Annotated in this window: 15 protein-coding genes, 1 tRNA gene and 2 pseudogenes; 2 read left to right on the top strand and 16 right to left on the bottom strand. The window is 62.3% G+C overall.

The features are described from left to right. Positions 1-31: 31 nt before the first annotated feature. From CRO18_RS16425 to CRO18_RS19215, 11 genes and pseudogenes are all read right to left on the bottom strand, one after another. Complete coding sequence (locus tag CRO18_RS16425) at positions 32-1,009, bottom strand: glycosyl transferase family protein (protein ID WP_097082927.1); 978 nt, start codon at positions 1,007-1,009, stop codon at positions 32-34. After that, positions 1,006-3,645, bottom strand: coding sequence for a nitrate reductase (locus CRO18_RS16420; protein WP_097082926.1), 2,640 nt, complete (start codon positions 3,643-3,645; stop codon positions 1,006-1,008). The genes CRO18_RS16425 and CRO18_RS16420 overlap by 4 nt, the downstream gene beginning before the upstream one ends. 25 nt (positions 3,646-3,670) lie before the next feature. Continuing rightward, positions 3,671-4,513 carry a formate/nitrite transporter family protein gene (locus tag CRO18_RS16415; protein ID WP_076485996.1) on the bottom strand — a complete coding sequence of 281 codons (843 nt, stop codon included), beginning with the start codon at positions 4,511-4,513 and terminating at the stop codon, positions 3,671-3,673. An 82-nt stretch (positions 4,514-4,595) separates the two neighbouring features. Further along, a complete protein-coding gene (gene nirD / locus CRO18_RS16410; RefSeq protein WP_097082925.1) occupies positions 4,596-4,928 on the bottom strand; it encodes a nitrite reductase small subunit NirD in 333 nt (110 codons plus the stop codon). Further along, the gene (gene nirB / locus CRO18_RS16405; protein WP_097082924.1) at positions 4,925-7,363 is read right to left on the bottom strand and encodes a nitrite reductase large subunit NirB; all 2,439 of its coding nucleotides are present in this window, start codon (positions 7,361-7,363) and stop codon (positions 4,925-4,927) included. The genes nirD and nirB overlap by 4 nt, the downstream gene beginning before the upstream one ends. Before the next feature lie 10 nt (positions 7,364-7,373). Then, positions 7,374-8,309, bottom strand: a complete 936-nt coding sequence (locus CRO18_RS16400; RefSeq protein WP_097082923.1) for a GAF domain-containing protein — start codon at positions 8,307-8,309, stop codon at positions 7,374-7,376. After that, positions 8,309-9,964, bottom strand: coding sequence for an ABC transporter ATP-binding protein (locus CRO18_RS16395; RefSeq protein ID WP_170952712.1), 1,656 nt, complete (start codon positions 9,962-9,964; stop codon positions 8,309-8,311). The genes CRO18_RS16400 and CRO18_RS16395 overlap by 1 nt, the downstream gene beginning before the upstream one ends. 5 nt (positions 9,965-9,969) lie before the next feature. After that, positions 9,970-11,055, bottom strand: coding sequence for an ABC transporter permease (locus CRO18_RS16390; RefSeq protein ID WP_076486001.1), 1,086 nt, complete (start codon positions 11,053-11,055; stop codon positions 9,970-9,972). A 72-nt stretch (positions 11,056-11,127) separates the two neighbouring features. Continuing rightward, the gene (locus CRO18_RS16385) at positions 11,128-12,495 is read right to left on the bottom strand and encodes a CmpA/NrtA family ABC transporter substrate-binding protein (RefSeq protein WP_076486002.1); all 1,368 of its coding nucleotides are present in this window, start codon (positions 12,493-12,495) and stop codon (positions 11,128-11,130) included. Between the two features lie 276 nt (positions 12,496-12,771). After that, positions 12,772-13,941: a CmpA/NrtA family ABC transporter substrate-binding protein gene (locus CRO18_RS16380; RefSeq protein ID WP_349290226.1), complete on the bottom strand. Its 1,170-nt coding sequence runs from the start codon at positions 13,939-13,941 to the stop codon at positions 12,772-12,774. Continuing rightward, a pseudogene (locus tag CRO18_RS19215) lies at positions 13,918-14,496 on the bottom strand (ANTAR domain-containing response regulator); the annotation flags it as partial. The pseudogene CRO18_RS19215 and the gene CRO18_RS16380, both read right to left, overlap by 24 nt. 335 nt (positions 14,497-14,831) lie before the next feature. On the opposite strand from CRO18_RS19215, the gene cobA reads away from it, so the two are divergent. Further along, a complete protein-coding gene (gene cobA / locus CRO18_RS16375) occupies positions 14,832-15,782 on the top strand; it encodes a uroporphyrinogen-III C-methyltransferase (RefSeq protein WP_249276091.1) in 951 nt (316 codons plus the stop codon). Between the two features lie 192 nt (positions 15,783-15,974). Here the strand turns inward: cobA and CRO18_RS18685 are convergent, their stop codons facing one another. Continuing rightward, on the bottom strand, positions 15,975-16,568 hold the full coding sequence (locus CRO18_RS18685) for a hypothetical protein (RefSeq protein WP_143128669.1): 594 nt from the start codon (positions 16,566-16,568) through the stop codon (positions 15,975-15,977). A 772-nt stretch (positions 16,569-17,340) separates the two neighbouring features. Between CRO18_RS18685 and CRO18_RS18680 the strand changes: the two genes are divergently transcribed. After that, complete coding sequence (locus CRO18_RS18680; RefSeq protein WP_143128668.1) at positions 17,341-17,529, top strand: hypothetical protein; 189 nt, start codon at positions 17,341-17,343, stop codon at positions 17,527-17,529. Positions 17,530-17,642: 113 nt separating this feature from the next. On the opposite strand, the pseudogene CRO18_RS16365 reads toward CRO18_RS18680, so the two are convergent. The 4 genes and pseudogenes from CRO18_RS16365 to CRO18_RS16355 form a co-directional block, all read right to left on the bottom strand. Continuing rightward, positions 17,643-17,900 (bottom strand): annotated as a pseudogene (locus tag CRO18_RS16365) (IS5/IS1182 family transposase); the annotation flags it as partial. Continuing rightward, entirely contained in the window at positions 17,901-18,035 is a 135-nt protein-coding gene (locus tag CRO18_RS19180; RefSeq protein WP_283234903.1) for a hypothetical protein, read from the bottom strand. Between the two features lie 10 nt (positions 18,036-18,045). Continuing rightward, entirely contained in the window at positions 18,046-18,258 is a 213-nt protein-coding gene (locus CRO18_RS18545) for a hypothetical protein (protein ID WP_102026118.1), read from the bottom strand. A gap of 581 nt (positions 18,259-18,839) precedes the next feature. Next, positions 18,840-18,916, bottom strand: a tRNA-Met gene (locus CRO18_RS16355). Positions 18,917-18,933: the final 17 nt, after the last annotated feature.

The following is an 18,933-nucleotide window of genomic DNA, read 5'->3' as shown; positions in this document are numbered from 1 at the left end:
ATCAAACCGCAAATACCCTTGCAACGGAATTTCACATTGGATCGGCGCGGCTATCCCACAGGCTTTGTGCGATCCCGCCCGGCTCCGCAAAACCGCAGGTTTGAAGGGCAAGTTCGGCAGTGCCGCGCACAATAGCCTCGGCGAATGGGTCGTCGCGTTCCCCCAACCATAGTTTTGCGATATCGGCAGGCTCCCATGTCGCGGCATCAGGCGCTTCAGCCAGACGGCGTGTCTCGTGATACAAGGCCGGGGCCTCCCCGGTCCAACTGGCCCCTGCGCGCAGCCCGAAGAGAGAAATTTTCTTTGACGGGTGGCGTTCGAACTCTCCGCCACCGCCTTTGATCACGGTGACGCTTTCTTGCCCCAAAAGCGCGCAAGCATCGGCTTGAAGCTCCCGATAGGGCGGGTGGAAAACACCCTGCACTGCGGCGGGCGCCCCCGCCGGGTTCATTACCCGCAGCACGGTGTTGATCGCCGAGCGCAGGCCCAAAATCTCGCGCAGCCGCAAGATTTCCAAGGCGCGCGGGGCGAAAGCCTCTAGCGGCAGATAGGCGATCCCATCGCGCGTAAGGAGCCGCGCGGCATCTTCCATATCGCTGGCTTCGGCAATGCCTGCCGCGGGCAGCGCGGCGCGGATCGAGGCATGGGGCGCTTGCGGCCCGTTCCAGCCATGCAGCAAAACCGGAAGTCCCGCCCGCGCCACCAGTCGGGCCGAGAGCAAAAACCATGGCAACCCGCGAGAGCGCCCGGCGGCATAGCTTGGCCAGTCAAGCACGGGGCGCGGGCCCGGCCAAGCGGGCAGGGTCGCACGCAGGGCCTCGACAAAGCCTGCGATTTCGGGGGCCGTCTCGCCACGATAGCGCATCAGCATCAACAGCGCGCCCACCGCCTCTGGCGCGGCGGTGCCCGCCAAAATTTGCGCCATCGCATCGCGCGCTTCGTCTTGGGTGAGGGCACGCGACCGCCCCGGCCCGCGCCCAAGCGCATGGATGTAAGGCGCAAGGCTCATTCCGCAGCCTCTACGCTGCGGGCTTGCGCCAGAAGGGCGGCGAGTTCGGGGCGGCAGGAGCCGCAATTGGTGCCCGCGCGCAGCGCCGCGCCAATCGCCTCCACCGAAGCCAGCCCCTGATCGGCAATCGCCGCCAGAACCGTATTCACGCCGACATCAAAACAGGCGCAGATCGTGGCGCCCGGGTCTGGACGGTCCGCCCCCGCGCGACCGGCCAGCAGCGCAGGCTGGTCCGTCGCCCCCAAAAGCGCCGCGACATGGCCGCGCGACACGGCAACCGGCTCGGGAGCCACGAAAAGTGCCGCCACCACACGCCCCTCTTGCAAAAGCGCCACCCGCGCAAGGCCGCGCGTCTGGTCGATCATCGTGATCGCTTGTGCCTCGGCCCGGCCAAACAGGTCAAGCGCGAAGGCTTCCCAATCTTGAGGGCTCTCGCGCCCCGCCAATTCGATGCGCCAGCCCGCCTTACTGCGCGCTTTCGCCCAATAGTCGCAGCGAGGCGTCACATCCTGCAAAGAGACCGCAAAGCCATACCAAGCCGCCTTGAACGGCGTGATCTTCACCGTGGCCGCCTTACTTTCGGGCTGGCCCGAGACCGGGTCCACCGTGGCGGGCACCAAGGCATCCACCCGGCCCGCCGAGGCGGTCTGCGCGGTCCAATGCATCGGCGCGAACACGCTTTCTTGCGGCACCCGCGCGCTTTCCAGCACCCGCAGCAGGGCGCGCCCATGCGCGTTCGAGACCTCGGCCAGCACCGCCGGGCCCAGCCCCAGACGCGCCGCATCGCGGGGGTGAATTTCAAGATAGGGCTCGCCCATATGCTGGCTGAGCCGGGCCGATTTCGCGGTGCGGGTCATGGTGTGCCAATGGTCGCGCACCCGTCCGGTATTGAGGCGGAACGGCGTATCGGGGCTGAGCGCGCTTTGCGGCAGGCGCGGCACGATGGGCAGCATCCGGGCGCGGGCGTCGGGGGTGTAGAACTGCCCCTCGGCAAAGAACCGACCGCCGCGTTTGCGCGCCGATTGCGGCCAAGTGAAGGGGGCAAGCGCCGCATAATCGGCATCGGAAAGCGTCGCGAGGTCGGAAATGTCGAAATCGCGCCCCAATGCCCCCGCCACCCCCGAAAGCGCCGCATATTCGCGAAAGATCGCCGCCGGGGTCGCATAGTCAAACCACGCGCCCCAGCCCATCCGCGCCGCAAAATCGCACAGAATTTGCCAATCGTGCCGTGCCTGCCCCGGAGGCAGCAGCACCGCCCGCTGGCGCGAGATGCGGCGCTCGGAATTGGTCACCGTGCCGTCTTTCTCGCCCCAGCCGGTGGCGGGCAGCACCACATCGGCCAGTTGCGCGGTGTCGGTCTGCGCGGTGAGGTCGGAAACCACGACGAAATCGCAGCCCGCAATCGCGGCGCGCACCCGGTCGGCCTCGGGCATCGATACCGCGGGGTTGGTGCAAATGACCCACAGCGCCTTGATCTGCCCGGCCTCGACGGCGCGGAACATATCGACCGCCTTCAGCCCCGGCCCGGAGGCCATGGTCGGGCTTTTCCAGAACCCCTGCACCGCGCCGCGATGATCTGCGTTTTCGATGTCGAGATGGCAGGCGAGCATGTTGGCAAGCCCCCCCACCTCGCGCCCGCCCATCGCATTGGGCTGGCCGGTGACCGAAAACGGCCCCATGCCGGGGCGGCCGATCCGGCCCGTCGCAAGGTGGCAATTGAGGATCGCATTGACCTTGTCGGTGCCCGAGGAGGATTGGTTGATCCCCTGCGAATAGACGGTGACGACCTTTTCGGCGCCGATCCAAAGATCGTAAAACGCCGCCAGATCGGCGTCAGACAGCCCGGTCAGGCCGATGTCCGAGGCCTGCGCCGCCGCCAGCGCCTCGGGGAAACCGGTGACATGCGCGGCCACATAGGCCGCATTCACCGCGCCCGTCGCCGCGATTTCGGCCAAAAGCCCGTTGAAGAGCGCGGCATCCCCGCCTGGCGCGATCGCCAGATGCAGATCGGCCAGATCACAGGTCGCGGTGCGGCGCGGGTCCACCACCACCACGCGCAGATCGGGCCGCGCGGCTTTGGCGGCGGCGATGCGCTGATAAAGCACCGGATGGCACCAGGCGAGGTTGGAGCCGACCAGCACGATCACCTCGGCCTGATCGAAATCCTCGTACAGCCCGGGCACCGTGTCGGTGCCAAAGGCGCGGCGGTGGCCGGCCACCGAAGAGGCCATGCAAAGCCTTGAATTGGTGTCGATATTGCCCGAGCCGATGAAGCCTTTCATCAGCTTGTTGGCAACATAGTAATCCTCGGTCAGAAGCTGCCCCGAGACATAGAAGGCCACCGCATCGGGCCCGTGTTCGGCAATCGCGGCGCGGAATTTGTCCGCCACCAGATCAAGCGCTTCGTCCCAGCTTGCTTCCTGCCCGCCGATCTGCGGCGCCAGCAGGCGGTCTTCAAGCCCGAGCGTCTCGCCCAAGGCCGAGCCCTTGGAGCACAGCCGCCCTTCATTCGCCGGATGCGCCTTGTCGCCCCTGATCTCGAGCCCGCCCGCGCCATCGGGACGGGCGACCACGCCACAGCCAACGCCGCAATAGGGGCAGGTGGTGCAGATCGCAGATTCAGTGATCGCTGTCATCTCCGGTCCTCCTGCCCCGTAGGATTTACTCAGCCGCGACCGGTGCCGGGGCAATGCCCTTCGGCTGGCGCTTCGGCGAGGTTTTGTAATGCGTGGCGTAGATCATACCGCCCACGAAGGTCAGCCCGCCCACGAGGTTGCCCAAAACCACCGGGATCTCGTTGTAGGCGAAATAGTCGACCCAGGTGAAATTGCCGCCCAGCATGATGCCCGAGGGGAACAGGAACATGTTCACGATCGAATGTTCAAAGCCGAGGTAGAAGAACACAAGGATCGGCATCCACATTGCCATGATCTTACCCGAGACAGAGTTCGACATCATCGCCGCGACGACCCCGGTCGAGACCATCCAGTTGCACATCACCGCGCGGATGAAGACCGTCAGCATCCCCGAGGCACCGGCGGCGGCATAGCCCAGCGTGCGGGCCTCGCCGATCTTGCCGATCTTTTGGCCCACGGCGTTTGGTTCGGTGGAAAAGCCCATGGTGAAAATGATCGCCATGAACACCGCCACGGTCAGCGCGCCCGCAAAGTTACCGACGAAAACAAGGCCCCAATTGCGCAGCACGCCGCCCCAGGTCATGCCCGGACGTTTCGCGATCACCGCAAGCGGGGCAAGGGTGAAGACCCCGGTCAGCAGGTCAAAGCCGAGCAGGTAGAGCATGCAAAAGCCCACCGGAAAAAGCAGCGAGGCCACAAGGAAGTTGCCGGTATTGACCGCGATGGTCACCGCAAAGGCTGCCGCAAGCGCGAGGATCGCGCCCGCCATATAAGCGCGGATCAAAGTGTCCTTGGTGGACATGGTGATCTTGGATTCGCCCGCTTCGATCATCTTCTCGGCGAACTGCGGGGGAGTGTTGTAAGACATGGTTGGAAACGTCCCTGCTGTTTGTTGGAGGAGGAGGAGAGCGCCCGGACCGGAACCGGATCGGGCTGTCATTGGCGCCGTTCTATGCGGCGCTTTCCTGTTGCAGCCGCGCAGCATCGAGCAGCACGCGACCGTTTTCGATTTTGGCGGGGAAGGTAGGCACCTGACCGCTGTCGGCCCCCTGTGCCTCCCCGGTCTCTAGGCTGAACACCCAGTTGTGCAGCGGGCAGGTCACCTTGTGGCCATGCACGATGCCCTCCGACAGTGGCCCGCCCTTGTGGGCGCAACGGTCGGCCAGCGCGAACACCTGATCATCGGCCGTGCGAAACACCGCGACGCAGCCCAGTTTCGTGCGCACGACACGCGCGCCTTGCGCGGGAATGTCGTCCAGCGCGCCAATATCTACCCAGTTCATTCGGCGGCCTCCTGTGTGAGATCGGCAAGCGGTGCCCAAGCCCGCTGATATTCGGGCGTGGCGCGCTCGGCCCAGGGGTCTTTTTGGTAGATGGATTGCGAGATATCGAAACGCGCGATCAGCGCGGCGCGGTTTTCAAGATCATCGACCACCTGCGCGCGGATCCACCCAAGCCCGCCGGTCTTGGCGATCCATTTATAGGGCCGGTCGAGGTAATTGGCGCTTTCGCGGTAAAGCTGCAAGAAGGCCACGGTGATGTCGATCACCTCTTGCTCGGTGGCAACCTTGGCCAGCGGTTCGGTCTCTTTCAACTCCATCCCCGCCGCGCCGCCGACGCCGATCTCATAGCCGCTGTCGACGCAGACCACGCCCAGGTCCTTGCAGGTCGCCTCGGCGCAGTTGCGCGGGCAGCCGGTGACGGCAAGCTTGAACTTGTGCGGCGTCCACGAGCCCCAGAGCCGCTTTTCCAGCTTGATGCCAAGGCCGGTGCTGTCTTGCGTGCCAAAGCGGCACCAATCGGTGCCGACACAGGTTTTCACCGTGCGCAGCCCCTTGGTGTAGCCATGTCCCGAAACCATCCCCGCCGCATTCAGATCGGCCCAGATATAGGGCAGGTCTTCCTTCTTGATCCCCAGAAGGTCGATCCGCTGCCCGCCGGTCACCTTTACCGTGGCATTGTATTTCTTTGCCGCGGCGGCAATCGCCAGCAATTCATCGGGCGTGGTCATGCCGCCCCACATCCGCGGCATCACGCTATAGGTGCCGTCTTTTTGAATGTTGGCGTGGTTGCGCTCGTTCACGAACCGGCTTTGCGGGTCGTCCTTGTAATCAAGCGGCCAGTCGGCGATCAGGTAGTAGTTCAGCGCCGGGCGGCAGGAGTGGCAGCCATTCGGGGTTTTCCAGCCCAGTTCCTGCATCGCCTCCGGCATGGATTTGATCTCTTTCGCCTTGATCAGGCGGCGCACATCCTCATGCGGGTGATCGGTGCAGGCGCACATCGGTCGCGCGCTGGGCGCGACGAAATCATCGCCCAAAGTCACCGCCAGAACCTGCTCCACCAGCCCCGCGCAATTGCCGCAAGAGGCGCTGGCCTTGGTGGTCGCCTTGATCGCATCGAGCGTGCTGGCCCCGTTCTGGATCGCCGCGACGATCGCCCCCTTGCACACGCCGTTGCAGCCGCAGATCTCTGCGTCAGCCGGTAAGGCTGCAACGGCCGCCATAGGGTCCGCAGGCGCGCCCCCCTGAAAGCCGGGGCCAAAGATCAGCGTCTCGCGCATGTCCGAGACATCGGTGCCGTCCTTGATCAGCCCGTAAAACCAGTTGCCATCGGCCACATCGCCGTAAAGCACCGCGCCGATCACGCGGTTTTCTTCCAGCACGAGCCGCTTGTAGACGCCGCGCGCCGGATCGCGGAACACGATATCCTCGCGCCCCGGGCCTTCGGCAAAATCGCCCGCCGAGAACAGGTCACAGCCGGTGACCTTGAGCTTGGTCGAGACCTCGCGCGGGGTGAAGACCGCCTCTTCACCCAAAAGCGTGGCGGCGGCGACCTTGGCCTGATCGTAAAGCGGCGCGACAAGGCCGAAAAGCTGGCCCTCGAATTCGACGCATTCGCCCAGCGACAGCACATCGGGGTCGGAACTGCGCATCTGCGCATCGACCTGAATGCCGCGCCCGACCGCGAGCCCCGCCGCGCGGCCAAGGGTCGCGGCGGGGCGAATACCCACCGCCATCACCAGCAAATCGCAGGGCAGTTCGGTGCCGTCATCCAGCATCAGCGCCCGGACCTTGCCGTTCTCGCCCAAAATCTCTTTCGAGTTGGCCGAGCACAAAACCTCGATGCCACGGTCCACCAGCGCGCGCCGCAACAGATACCCCGCCGCCGGGTCCAACTGGCGCTCCATCAGATGCCCCATCAGGTGAACGACTGTCACCTCCATACCGCGCAGGCGCATGCCCGCCGCAGCCTCAAGGCCCAAAAGCCCGCCGCCGATCACCACCGCGCGCGCGCCCGGCGCCGCAGCTTCGATCATCCGGTTGGTGTCCTCAAGGTCGCGATAGGCGATCACCCCATCGAGGTCGCGCCCCGGCAGCGGGATCATGAAGGGCTCCGACCCGGTGGCGATGACCAGCTTGTCATAGGCGACGGTACCATTTTCGCCGATCACCTCTTTGCGGGCGCGGTCGATGCCGACCACCCGCTCGCCAAAGCGACAGGTGACGCCGTGGCCCTCGTACCAGCCCGCGTCATGGGTGACGATTTCCTCATAGCTTCTTTCGCCCGACAGCACCGGCGAAAGCATGATGCGGTTATAGTTGCCGCGCGGCTCGGCGTTGAAGAGCGTGACGTCCCATGCCCCCGGTGCCGCTTCAAACAGATGTTCGAGCATCCGGCCCGAAGCCATGCCTGCCCCGATGACGACCAGTTTTTGCATAGCGGCCCCCTTAGACATACCAAGCAACGATATGGGCGATTTCCTCGCCACGATGGATTGGCAGCGCGACCATGCTGGAATAGCCCGCCGCGATCTGCCCTCCGCTGATCACCTGCGGCAGCCCCGATCCCAAGACCTGCCCGATGGGCCCTTGCCAGATTTGCGCGCGGCGCGGATTGTCTTCGCTCCAAAGCGGGCCTTCGCGTTCGCAAATGCCATCAATCAGCATCGCACCGCCGTCTTTGCCCATCCGCGCTTCGCGCGCGTCCCAAATCTCGAACCGGCGTGCAATCGGCGTGCCGCGGGCGGAAAGGAGCGTGGCGATATAGGTTTGCTCACCCGGCACAGGCACCGGCAGGCCAAGCCCGGTGGTCAGCCCGGCAGCGCCAGCGCTTTCGGAGCGAATGAAGCGATAGCCCGAGCCCAGATCGCGAAACAGCATCGGTGTTTGCGCGGCCCAAACGCCCCCGGGAAGCCCTTGGCCCTTGGGGAAATGCGTGTGCTGGCTGACCCATTCAAAATGCTTGGCCGCGCCGTAATAGCCATCATCCAGCAGCAAGAGCCCGTCGCGTTCGGCCCAGACCTCAATCGCGCCGGTGGTGGTGTCATCATCACCACAAAGCACCACCAGCACCGCCTTGAGCACCTCGCCCGCAAAGACCGGCAGCGCCACGGCAGAGGTAAGCCCCGCTTCTTTCGCCGCTTCGGTGCGTTTGAAATAGCTGCCGTCGAAGCCTTTGAGCACGACCGGGCGTGCCTCGGCCCAAGCCTTGCCGGGGAGGCCCTCGCCATAGCCAAAACTGGTGCGGATCGAGGCTGCTTCAAAGGCGCGCAGCGCGCCATATTCACCGGCGGCATGGACCAGACGGTCGCCTTCGGGCACCCAGACTTCGCTCACGCCAATAAAGGCACGCGCGGGGCTGACAGTTGCGGTTGCGGTTTCCATCACGCGGCCTCCGAGGCTTTGGCGGGCTTATGGCCCTTTTCATATTCTTCGAGGAAATTGAGCACCTGCTCGCGGTAGAGGTAGTAATCCGGGTGTTCGAGCAGCGCCTTGCGGGTGCGCGGGCGCGGCAGGTCGACGGGCATCACCCGACCGATTGTGGCGCGCGGGCCATTGGTCATCATCACCACGCGGTCGGCGAGCAAGATCGCCTCGTCGACATCATGGGTGACGCAAACGGCGGTGACCTTGGTGCGCGACCAGACCTCCATCAGCACCTCTTGCAACTCCCAGCGGGTGAGGCTGTCGAGCATGCCGAAGGGTTCATCAAGCAGCAGCAGTTTCGGCGAAAGCGCAAAGGCGCGCGCAATGCCGACGCGCTGGCGCATGCCGTTCGACATTTCGCTAGCGGGGCGGTCCATCGCATCGGCGAGCCCCACGCGCTCAAGGTAGTAATCGACCACATCCTGCCGTTCGGCGCGGCTCGCCTTGGGGTAGACTTTCTCCACCCCCACGGCGACGTTTTCGCGCGCCGAAAGCCAAGGAAAGAGCGAAGGCGACTGGAACACCACGGCGCGTTCGGGGTCGGCGCCCTTGACCTCGAACCCGTCAAGCTTGATGCCGCCCAGCGAGACGTCCGTCAGCCCCGCGGTCATGGTGAGCACCGTCGATTTGCCGCAACCCGAATGGCCGATCAGGCTAACGAACTCGCCCTTTTTCAGCGTCAGATCGAAGTTTTCGACCACGGTGAGCGGGCCTTTCGGCGTCGGGTAGACCTTATGCAGGCGCGAATATTCCAGATAGCGGTCTTCCAGCGCCGAGCGCGCCGCCTCGGACACCGCCTTCGGGATCGCGTGCAGCGGCACCACATCGGGGAGTTGGCGGGAGCCTTCGCGCCGCGCCGAAATGCCAACATCCATCAGGTAAGTCGTCACCTCGGCCCGCAAGCGTTTGAATTCCGCATCATGGTTCATCGCGCCCCGGTCGCGCGGGCGGGGAATTTTAACCGAGAAGCTTTGGCCCAAGCTGCCATCGGGGTTGAGCGCAATGATCCGGTCGGCCAGCACAATCGCCTCATCCACATCATTGGTGATCAACACGCAGGTTTTGCGGTCGGCTTCCCAGATATGCTCGATCTCATCGGCCAAATTCGCACGGGTGAGCGCGTCAAGCGCCGAAAGCGGCTCATCCAGCAGCAACACCTCGGGGTTCATGGCAAGCGCCCGGGCCACGTTGACCCGCTGGCGCATCCCGCCCGAAAGCTCGGCCGGGCGGCGGGTGGCGGCATGGCTCAGGCCCACCATTTTCACGTAATGCGCCACTTTCTCAGCACGGTCTTTGCGCGACAGGCCGGGGAAGATGGTGTCCACCGCCAGCGCCACATTTTCATTCACCGTAAGCCACGGCATCAGCGAGTAGTTTTGAAAGATAACGCCGCGTTCGGGGCCGGGGCCGGTGATGGGCTGGCCCTTGAAGCGCACCGCGCCCTCGGAGGGCATCTCAAGCCCGGCCATCAGATTGATCAGCGTGGTCTTGCCGGTGCCAGAAAAGCCCAGAAGCACCAGAAACTCCCCTTCTTCCACCTTCAGGTCGATGTTCTTGAGCACCGAATTCGTGCCGAAGGTTTTGGAGACGTTGGAAAATTCAAGGATCGCCATGGCACTCACCGATTGTTGGAGAAGGTGAAAAGCGACTGGATCGCGAACATCATCCGGTCGAGGATGAAGCCGATGATGCCGATGGTGAACACCGCCACCATGATCCGCGCGAGGCTGTCCGAAGAGCCGTTCTGGAACTCGTCCCAGACGAATTTGCCGAGCCCGGGGTTCTGCGCCAGCATTTCAGCCGCAATCAGCACCATCCAGCCCACGCCCAAGGACAGCCGCAGCCCGGTGAAGATCAGCGGCAGCGCCGAGGGAAGGACCAGCTTGGTGATCTTGGTCCAAGTGTTCATTTTCAGCACCTTGGAGACGTTGACCAGATCCTTGTCGATCGAGGCCACGCCAAGCGCGGTGTTGATGATCGTCGGCCAAAGCGAGCAGAGCGTGACGGTGATCGCCGAGATCAGGAAGCTCTTCGAAAACAGCCCGTCGGTGGTGGTGTAAAGTGCCGAGACGACCATCGTCACAATCGGCAGCCAAGCCAGCGGCGAGACCGGTTTGAAGATTTGAATCAGCGGGTTCAGCGCGGCATTGGCGGTTTTGGAAAGCCCCGCCATGATGCCCAGCGGCACGGCGATCACGGTGCCGATCAGAAAGCCGAAGAAGACGGTCTTGATCGAGGTCCAGATTTGCGCGGGGTAAGTCGGCTTGCCGGTGTAGTCGCGCAGCTTCACCCGGTCGGCTTTGCCATCGGCAATCAGCTTGGCGTTGCGTTCATCTTGGCGGGCGTAAAAATCAGCGGCTTTGTCTTGCTCGCGCAAATGGTCTTTCCACAGCACGCCCACCTGATCCCAAACCTGCGCCGGGCCGGGAATGGCGCCAAGCGAGGTTTGTACCTTGGGGGCAAGGCCCGCCCAAGCCCCAAGGAAAAGCGCAATTGCCAAAAGCGGCACACCCAAAAGCTGCCAAATCTCGCGGCCTTGGGCCTTGGGGTCATCGCCCGCAGCAATGCGCAGCATCGGCGTCAGCCACGCAAGGCCCAGCACCTTGAACCAGCCATCGGCACGGGTGATGCGGGCATGAAACGCGGCGCGGCGCTCGGCGCGCGTCTGCCCTTTGGCGAGGGTTTCGGGATCAATCGCGGTCATGTCTGGGGTCCTTTGCGGGCCTTGGATAAGAGGAAGGTGGCGGAGGGTGGGAGCCCCTCCGCCGGGGCGGGCTCAACCTTCGATGCGGGAACCGACAAGGTGCTGCGCGCCCTTCAGCCCAATCGTCAGGGCGTCGATATAGGCGTTGGGCTGGCGGCCATCGTAGCCGATGCCGTCAATCACATCTTCTGCCGGCGTGGGGGCTTTGTAGCCATCGCTGTCCCAAGGGAAATCAGCCTCATCGGCATTGCCTTCTTCGACCAGCATTTTCGCGGCTTCGAGATAGATCGCGGGCTTGTAGACCGATTTCGCGGTTTCATCATACCACGCATCGGTTTGCGGCTCGGCAATCTGGCCCCAGCGGCGCATTTGCGTCAGATACCACACCGCGTCCGAATAGAACGGATAGGTCGCGTTATAGCGGAAAAACACGTTGAAATCGGGCACCGCGCGGGTGTCGCCCTTTTCATATTCAAACGTGCCGGTCATCGAGTTTGCGATCACCGCTTCATCAGCCCCCACATATTCAGACCGCGACAGGATCTCCACCGCTTCGGGGCGGTTGGCGTTTTCGTTTTCATCCAGCCAGATCGCGGCGCGGATCAGCGCTTTGGTCAGGGCGAGCGTCGTATTGGGATTGGCTTCCACGAATTCGGCGGTCAGGCCGAAGACCTTCTCGGGGTTGTTCTTCCAGATCTCGTAATCGGTTACGACCGGGACGCCGATGCCTTTGAACACGGCTTGCTGGTTCCACGGCTCGCCCACGCAATAGCCATAGATCGTGCCAGCTTCCATCGTGGCGGGCATTTGCGGCGGCGGCGTCACCGAAAGCAGCACCTCGGCCCCGATTTGGCCAGAAACGTCATCAGGCGCATAAAGGCCGGGGTTGATGCCACCCGCGGCCAGCCAGTAACGCAGTTCGTAATTGTGGGTCGAAACCGGGAACACCATGCCCATGTTGAAGGGCTTTCCCTCGGCGCGGTATTTATCGACCACAGGTTTCAGCGCGGCGGCCGAGATCGGGTGCAAAGGTTTGCCGTCTTCGCCCATCGGCACATTGGCCTTCATCTCTTCCCAGATCGCATTCGAGACGGTGATGCCATTGCCGTTGAGGTCCATCGAGAAGGGCGTCACGATATGCGCCTCGGTGCCGTAGCCGATGGTCGCGGCCAAGGGCTGCCCCGCCAGCATATGCGCGCCGTCAAGCTCGCCCGAGATCACACGGTCCAGCAGCACTTTCCAGTTCGCTTGCGGCTCAAGCGTGACGTAAAGCCCCTCGTCTTCGAAGAAGCCCTTTTCATAGGCGATGGCCAGCGGTGCCATATCGGTGAGTTTGATGAAGCCAAGGGTGAGTTCATCTTTCTCGACATCCAGCATCTCCGCAAAGGCGGGGCTGGCGAGGATGGTCGTGGCGGCCATAGCGGCCAGTAGCTTTTTCATGTGTCTCTGTCCCTGTTGCACGTATCGCGCGCCGAAAACGAAAAAGCCGCCCGACCTGCACGCGACTTCCAGGGAGGTGGAAGAGAAGCGATCAGGTCGGACGGCTTTGTCCAAGGCCCCACATCTATGCGAGGCGGAATATGGTCATCGGAACGCCCTTGCTCCGATGCGTTGACCATGCGCGACAGCCGGTCGCACCGTCAACAAGCTGTTAAGAATTCCGGCCGCGTCCGGAGTGGATTTTCTGCACAGCAGCAAAAATTGCGCAGAAATGCATCACGAGGCGGATGGGGGATCAAAAATCCAGCCATCGAAAAACGAATCTGCAGGAAGAATCACCCGTCCTTGCGCCGCATCAACTTGAGTCGGGGCGCTTAGGGCCCCCTCGCGCTTGTCACGCGTGGCGGGCAGATCGGCCCCCAGATCGGCAAGGTTGGTGGCGTAAAGATCGGTCCGACAAATCGCGCGGGCGGCCGGGATCGCCTTTTCCGGCGCAAGCCCCATCCGCGCGGCAAGCTTTGCCGCCACCAAGGCCGCTTGCGAGGCCCAAGGGTAGCTCGCCGCGCCCGCATGAAAGGTCATGTAGTTGGGGGTTTGGCGCATCTCGCCACGGGGCGAGATCACCAGATCTCCGGTTAATGACCGTTCGATCAGTTCCGCCGGAAGGTCGAGATATTCGGGCCGCGACAGGATTTCAGCAGCGGTCAACAAATTGCTTTCGCTGTTCAACCAACGCGTGGCCTGCCAAACGGCGCGCATCAGGCGCCGGGTCAGGCGCGGCTCCGCCTCTGCCCAGTCATGGCGCACGGCAAGCACCTTTTCGGGGGCATTGGTGCGGATCGCATTGCCGGGCAGGAGCAACTCACCCGCCCCCAATTCCACCGCGATGGACCCCCAAGGCGCACCTACGCAAAAAGCATCAATCTCGCCCGCGCCCAAAGCCTCTGCCATCAGGGGCGGCGGAGCGGTGCGCATTTCAAAATCATCGGGCGCCGTCATCCCCAGCGCGCCAAACCAATGGTGCAATAGCTCGGCATGCATCGAGAAAGGAAACGGCACCCCCACCCGCAAAGGGCCTGACTGGGCGGCTTTGAGCGCCTCTCCGGCCGCGCGGGCATCGGCAAAATCAAACCCAAAACCCTGTGCCCGCAGTCTTTGCGCCAGCTCGCGCGACACCCCGATGGAATTGCCGTTGAGCGAGAGCACCTGCAAAATATCAATACGCGTATTGAAGCCACCCAGCCCAAGGGCGGCGGCAATGGGCATCGGAAACAGCAGATGCGCCGCCTCAATCTGCCCCATCATCAATTGGTCCCGCAACTGCGCCCAGCTTGGGGCCGCTTGCAAATTCAGTGCGAGCCCCTCTTCTTCGGCGAAGCCGATCTCGCGCGCAATAATCAGCGGGGCGGCATCCACAAGCGGAATATATCCCGCCGCCGTGACCAAGGCCGCCGCCACATCGGCGACCTTCTTGCCCTGATCCATCGCGGTTTTGCGTAAAAGGGCATAGGCGGCATCTTCATCAAGACCGCGCGCCTTCATCAGCAAACCCTTGGCGCGGTCGATCACCTTGCGTTCTTCCAAAGCGCGTTTGGTGGTCAGCAGCTCCGTGCGCATCCGCTGCACCATATGAAAGCGCGCAATCGCGGCATCCATGATCGGCTTGATCCGGTCCGCGCGCAGCCCGTCCACCACATAGGCCGAAACGCCCGCATCAATCGCGGCCTTGGTGGCGCTACTGTCGGCGCGGTCCACAAACATCGCAACCGGGCGTTCGAGCGGCCCCGAGGCAAGGGTGAGTTCCTCGAGCATGTCGCGCGAGGGGCTCGCCATGTCGATCAGCACGATATCTGGATTGATCTCGGCAATCCGGCGCGCAAGGCCCGTCGTTTCCGGGATCACGGTGATCTTATAAAGCCCGGTGTCCTTCAAACTATCGGTGATCAGCCCCGTACGTTCGGGATCGGTTTCAACAACGATGATGGAGAGCGTTTCGGGCATGGAGTGGCACCTTGAAGGTCTGAGCCACTATATTTGCGCCTTCCGAAAACAGAAGCCCTCACGCGTCCAAGCGCCGATCTTGCCCACGACTGGTGCGCAGATAGACAGAATTGCGCAAGGCCGCCCAAATTAGAGGCATTGCACGCCAGCTTCGATGATACGGCCAGTGCGGTCGCATGTTTTTCTTGCGAGAAAGGCGCGGGCTTTATAGCGGTGAGACAAGCGACAACGGCGTCGCGATTTCCCAAAACCGGGATGATGGGCAAGGCTGCTCGACTCTGCGTGACATCGCTCACGCTGGCGTCGGCGGCCTTTTTGCATTGAGGAGCCAAGACATGAGGACTTTCCCGATGTTTCTGCGCATGGATGGGCGCCGTTTTGGGCATTTCGGCGTCGCCTTTGCGGGGCGGCTGCGCGATATGCTGGCGCAACAGGTTTGGAAAAGCCCCCGTCACGCCTTTGGCGGGGCTTCGATCAGCCTCACAGGGGCTACTGTGAAAGTGCAGACACAAACAGGCACCGACCCAGCGCAGGGTAAACCAGGCCATATTGCCTTGGTGGGCGCAGGCCCCGGCGCGCGGGATCTTTTGACCCTGCGCGCGCTGCAGCGCCTGCAAGAGGCCGATGTGATCTTTTACGACCGTCTCGTGGACCCCGATCTGCTCGACCTCGCGCGCGAGGGTGCGCAGCGCATCTATGTCGGCAAGGAACTGGGGACGGCGGCATGGTCGCAAGCGCGCATCGATCGGATGATTGTCGCGGAGGCTGCGCACGGCAAGCGGGTGGTGCGGCTGAAATCGGGCGATCCGTCGATCTTTGGCCGCGCGACCGAAGAGATTGATGCAGCCCGCGCCGCCGGAATTTCGGTGGAGATCGTGCCCGGCATCACCGCCGCCTCGGCTGCGGCGGCGGCCACCTGCCACGCGCTGACCGAACGCGGCGAAACCGATACTTTCGTGATTACCACCGGCACCTGCCGCCCCGGCGATGCCGAGCCCGACCGGGCGCTTCTGGCGCGTCCGGGCACGGCGATTGCCTTTTACATGTCGGTCGAAAAGGTCGCAAAAGTGCAGGCCGATCTGCTTGCGGCGGGGGCGCCCGCCTCCTGCCCGGTAGAGATCATCGCCTCTGTCTCAACCCCGCGCGAGCGGCGCGTTGAGACGGTGCTGGCTGATCTGGCCGAGACAGTGCGCGAAAACGGCATCGTCAATCCGGCAATTTTGATGGTGCGCTACCCCAAATCGCTTGCCCGCGAAATGGCCAGTAAAACACGCAGCGCCGCGTGAGGATTGGGACCCCGCTCGGCGGTTTTTGCGATTTCGGTTCGCCATAGGACAGGGTTGCACAAATCCGGTGAAGGATTCATCTCGTGAATCCAAGGTGGCAGGCATTGTAGCGCGCTCCATCTGCTTCCGCGTTGCTTCGAGCGTTGTTTTCGGAACGCGTAAAGCGCCCCTCAGGTCGTTCATAACGTATTGTTATAGATGGTCTTTTTTGGCTTCGGGGGCATGCAACCGCCGTAGTTTACCCGATCTAAGATGCGTAGTCTGACCATCTGCACGCACACCGACACGAAGGGCGGGAAGCCGACTGTGAGGTTGCAGCATTGCAGGCGCAGCAAATCCGCGATAGCAGCCAAGGCCGCCGAGCACTGGGACAATCGTAAGCGTCGGCCGGACCCCCACCGCCTTTTTTGATCTGTTCCGCATGGAGAATGGCAAGATCGTCGAGCATTGGAACGTGGTGTCGCCGATCCCGGCCGAAATGGCGCACGACAACGGCGAGTTCTGAGCCAAAGAGGCGCCGTGCCTGGTGTGACGGCGCGGCACCATCCATCGGGTCGAAAGACCGCCGGGCGGGTGCGGTTGGGCGCGAGTGACCGCCTGCTCGTGGACGACGCCCCGCAGGATCACGCCCTTGGGCAAAGCCCCCTCCCGCGCACGATTGGCAAGGGTCTGCGCGGCTTCGGGCAGCAGATTGCCCGAGGCCACAAGCGGCTGCGCGGCCTCTTGCATCGCGCGCAGGTAGCTTTCCCGGTCGCCATGGCGCGCGGTCCCATCCGGTTCGCCCATGCGGCACCCGAGGGCGCTACGACCCGCCAGAGGAGTAAAAGTCGTTCGCCCTTAGCGCGGATCCCTCTTGACTTACCACCCCCCCCCATACTGAAAAAGAGGACTAATACGAGGGGATCAAGGGGTGAATCGGGGCATGTGGGAGCGTACGGCAAAACAGATCGTAGCTCACATACGAAATCATCAGAATAGTTATGGTAGAATGGACACCCCGCGAACTTGGATGAAAAGCTTCGTCCTAGCTGCTGCATTTTTGCCAAACGCCTATATACCAACTGGATTTGTAGATTGATAAAATCTAGCGCACGCAGAATAGTAAGAAACCCCCTGATTGCTCTGATTTTGAATTATCTTGTATTGCTTTTTTCTTTTAGTGTTCAGGCAATCATAATGTTTTTTGCAAAACTCATGCGCATATCGCACCCTCACATCGAGTTTAATTTTTTATCCAACATTGGGCAACAACTCGCGTCAATAGCAATTCCAGCTCTCATTAATTCCATTTTTGCCGGATTGATTTGGATTGGATTGTGCTTCGCGAGTTGGCGTTTGATCCACGAACTTAGTGCGAGACAGTTTCTGTTTTTTCAAGCGACCTACATTGGTCTGATGGTGCTTCTCATTATTCTTGAGGCATTCCGGGTGAACAACCTTTCTCTGGCGGAAATTTTTCCAGGACTTATAGTGCCGTGTGCCTTTGTATGCACATGGGTGGCGCTTTCAAATCTACCTTCAAGAAACGATACAGATAAATTGGAATAGGAAAGTCACGATGACCCAGACGTCGCCCTCACAAGAATACTCTCCTGGAGATATCGATCCTGTCAGCAATCATGTTATCGGTGATGTTGATGAGAATGGACGAATTATTTCCAGAATCCCTTTGCCCGGAGGAGGTCTTACGCCGAGCGCGGTCGCCCAGTTTGGATCTCTTGCCGAAAATGGTGACTTATTGGGATAATATTCCTACCTAGAGTCATTTGGCTCTGGGCATGGTGCCGTCGGCGTAGCTTATCACGAGGCTCTGTTGCACAAACCGGCTGAACGCCGAGTTTCCCCTTTTCCCGGACGGACTTATCCCACAGCTTCCGTGACGGGTATGCCGAGCGCCGTATAACGGTTGAGCACGGCGATGCGGACCTGAAGCTCCGCGGCTTGGCGATCGAAGTCCCGCGCCATGAGCCGCTGACCTAGCAGTTTGACACAATGCATCTTCGTTTCGACGCGGCTTCGGCGGTGGTATTCGCTCCATCGTCGCCAGAGGGCACGGCCGAGGTGTTTTGATGCGCGCAAGGCCTCGTTTCGAGCGACCGCGCCAGCAGTGACGGTCTTCTATGGCTTGGCGCGCAAGGAATTCTCCATACCCCGCTTCGCGTCCTCGATCCACCCCTCGATCTCGGAAGGTGTCAGGTCAAACGACCGGCTCGCCTCGGCCACCGTCGTCTTGCCCTGAATGATCTCGATCACCAAAGCGGTCTTACGCTTCGCTGTCCGGTTCGATGATCTCTTCGATGCGCGGCAGGTGCTTGGGCAATGCACCACGGTTGGCAGCACGCGGTTTGGCGGGGCGCTTGTCCGATGACGCGACGCGTCCGGAGGCGATCGCTCTTCTCCGCGGTTTGATTTCGGAGATCCGGATCAGTTCGAACTGGCGTTGGAAGACCTCGAAACGGCCATGGCAGTGGTCCATGCCGAGGAGCGCAGCGGATCACAAAACGATCCGGGGGATCGTTTTGCCGCAAGCGCCGAGGATTGCGCCGCCATCCACGCTTACCGCCATCGTCAAAGGTCACAAGCAAAGCCTGATCGATGATCTGCTCCCGTGGAATTATCCAGCCAACGTGTGATCGGGACACCGCTTACGCTGGAAGCACAGAAGACGGAGCTTGAGGCACAGCTTGCAGCCGCCCCTGCTCCGTCACCTATGCGGTATCACCCGTCGATGGCGGGGGCGTATCGGGTGCGGATCCGGGAGCTGATTGCGGCGCTGAGCACACCCGATCATGCGAGCGAGGCGAAGGAGACGCTGCGGGCGCTGATCGAGAAGATCGTCCTACGTCCCGTGCCGTCAGCGACGGCGAAAGGGGGGGGGCTTGGAACTGGTTGCGGATCTCCACGGCTCGCTCGCAGGGCTTTTGCGTGTGGCAACGGGCCAGCCTGTGCATGCGGTGAGGCGATCAGCGGCGGGGCCTGGGGTCCCGGAGACACAACTTGTGTCGAGCGGACCGCTTTCGCGATCTCAAGCTGTTGATATACTGGAAGAATTAGTGTTGGTTGCGGGGGTAGGATTTGAACCTACGACCTTCAGGTTATGAGCCTGACGAGCTACCGGGCTGCTCCACCCCGCGCCGGTGTTTTGTGGCGC

It is taken from the genome of Rhodobacter sp. JA431 (assembly GCF_900217725.1).
Lineage (GTDB): Bacteria > Pseudomonadota > Alphaproteobacteria > Rhodobacterales > Rhodobacteraceae > Rhodobacter > Rhodobacter aestuarii.
Note: the sequence above shows the minus strand (reverse complement) of the source record. Positions and strands in the feature narration are given on the sequence as shown.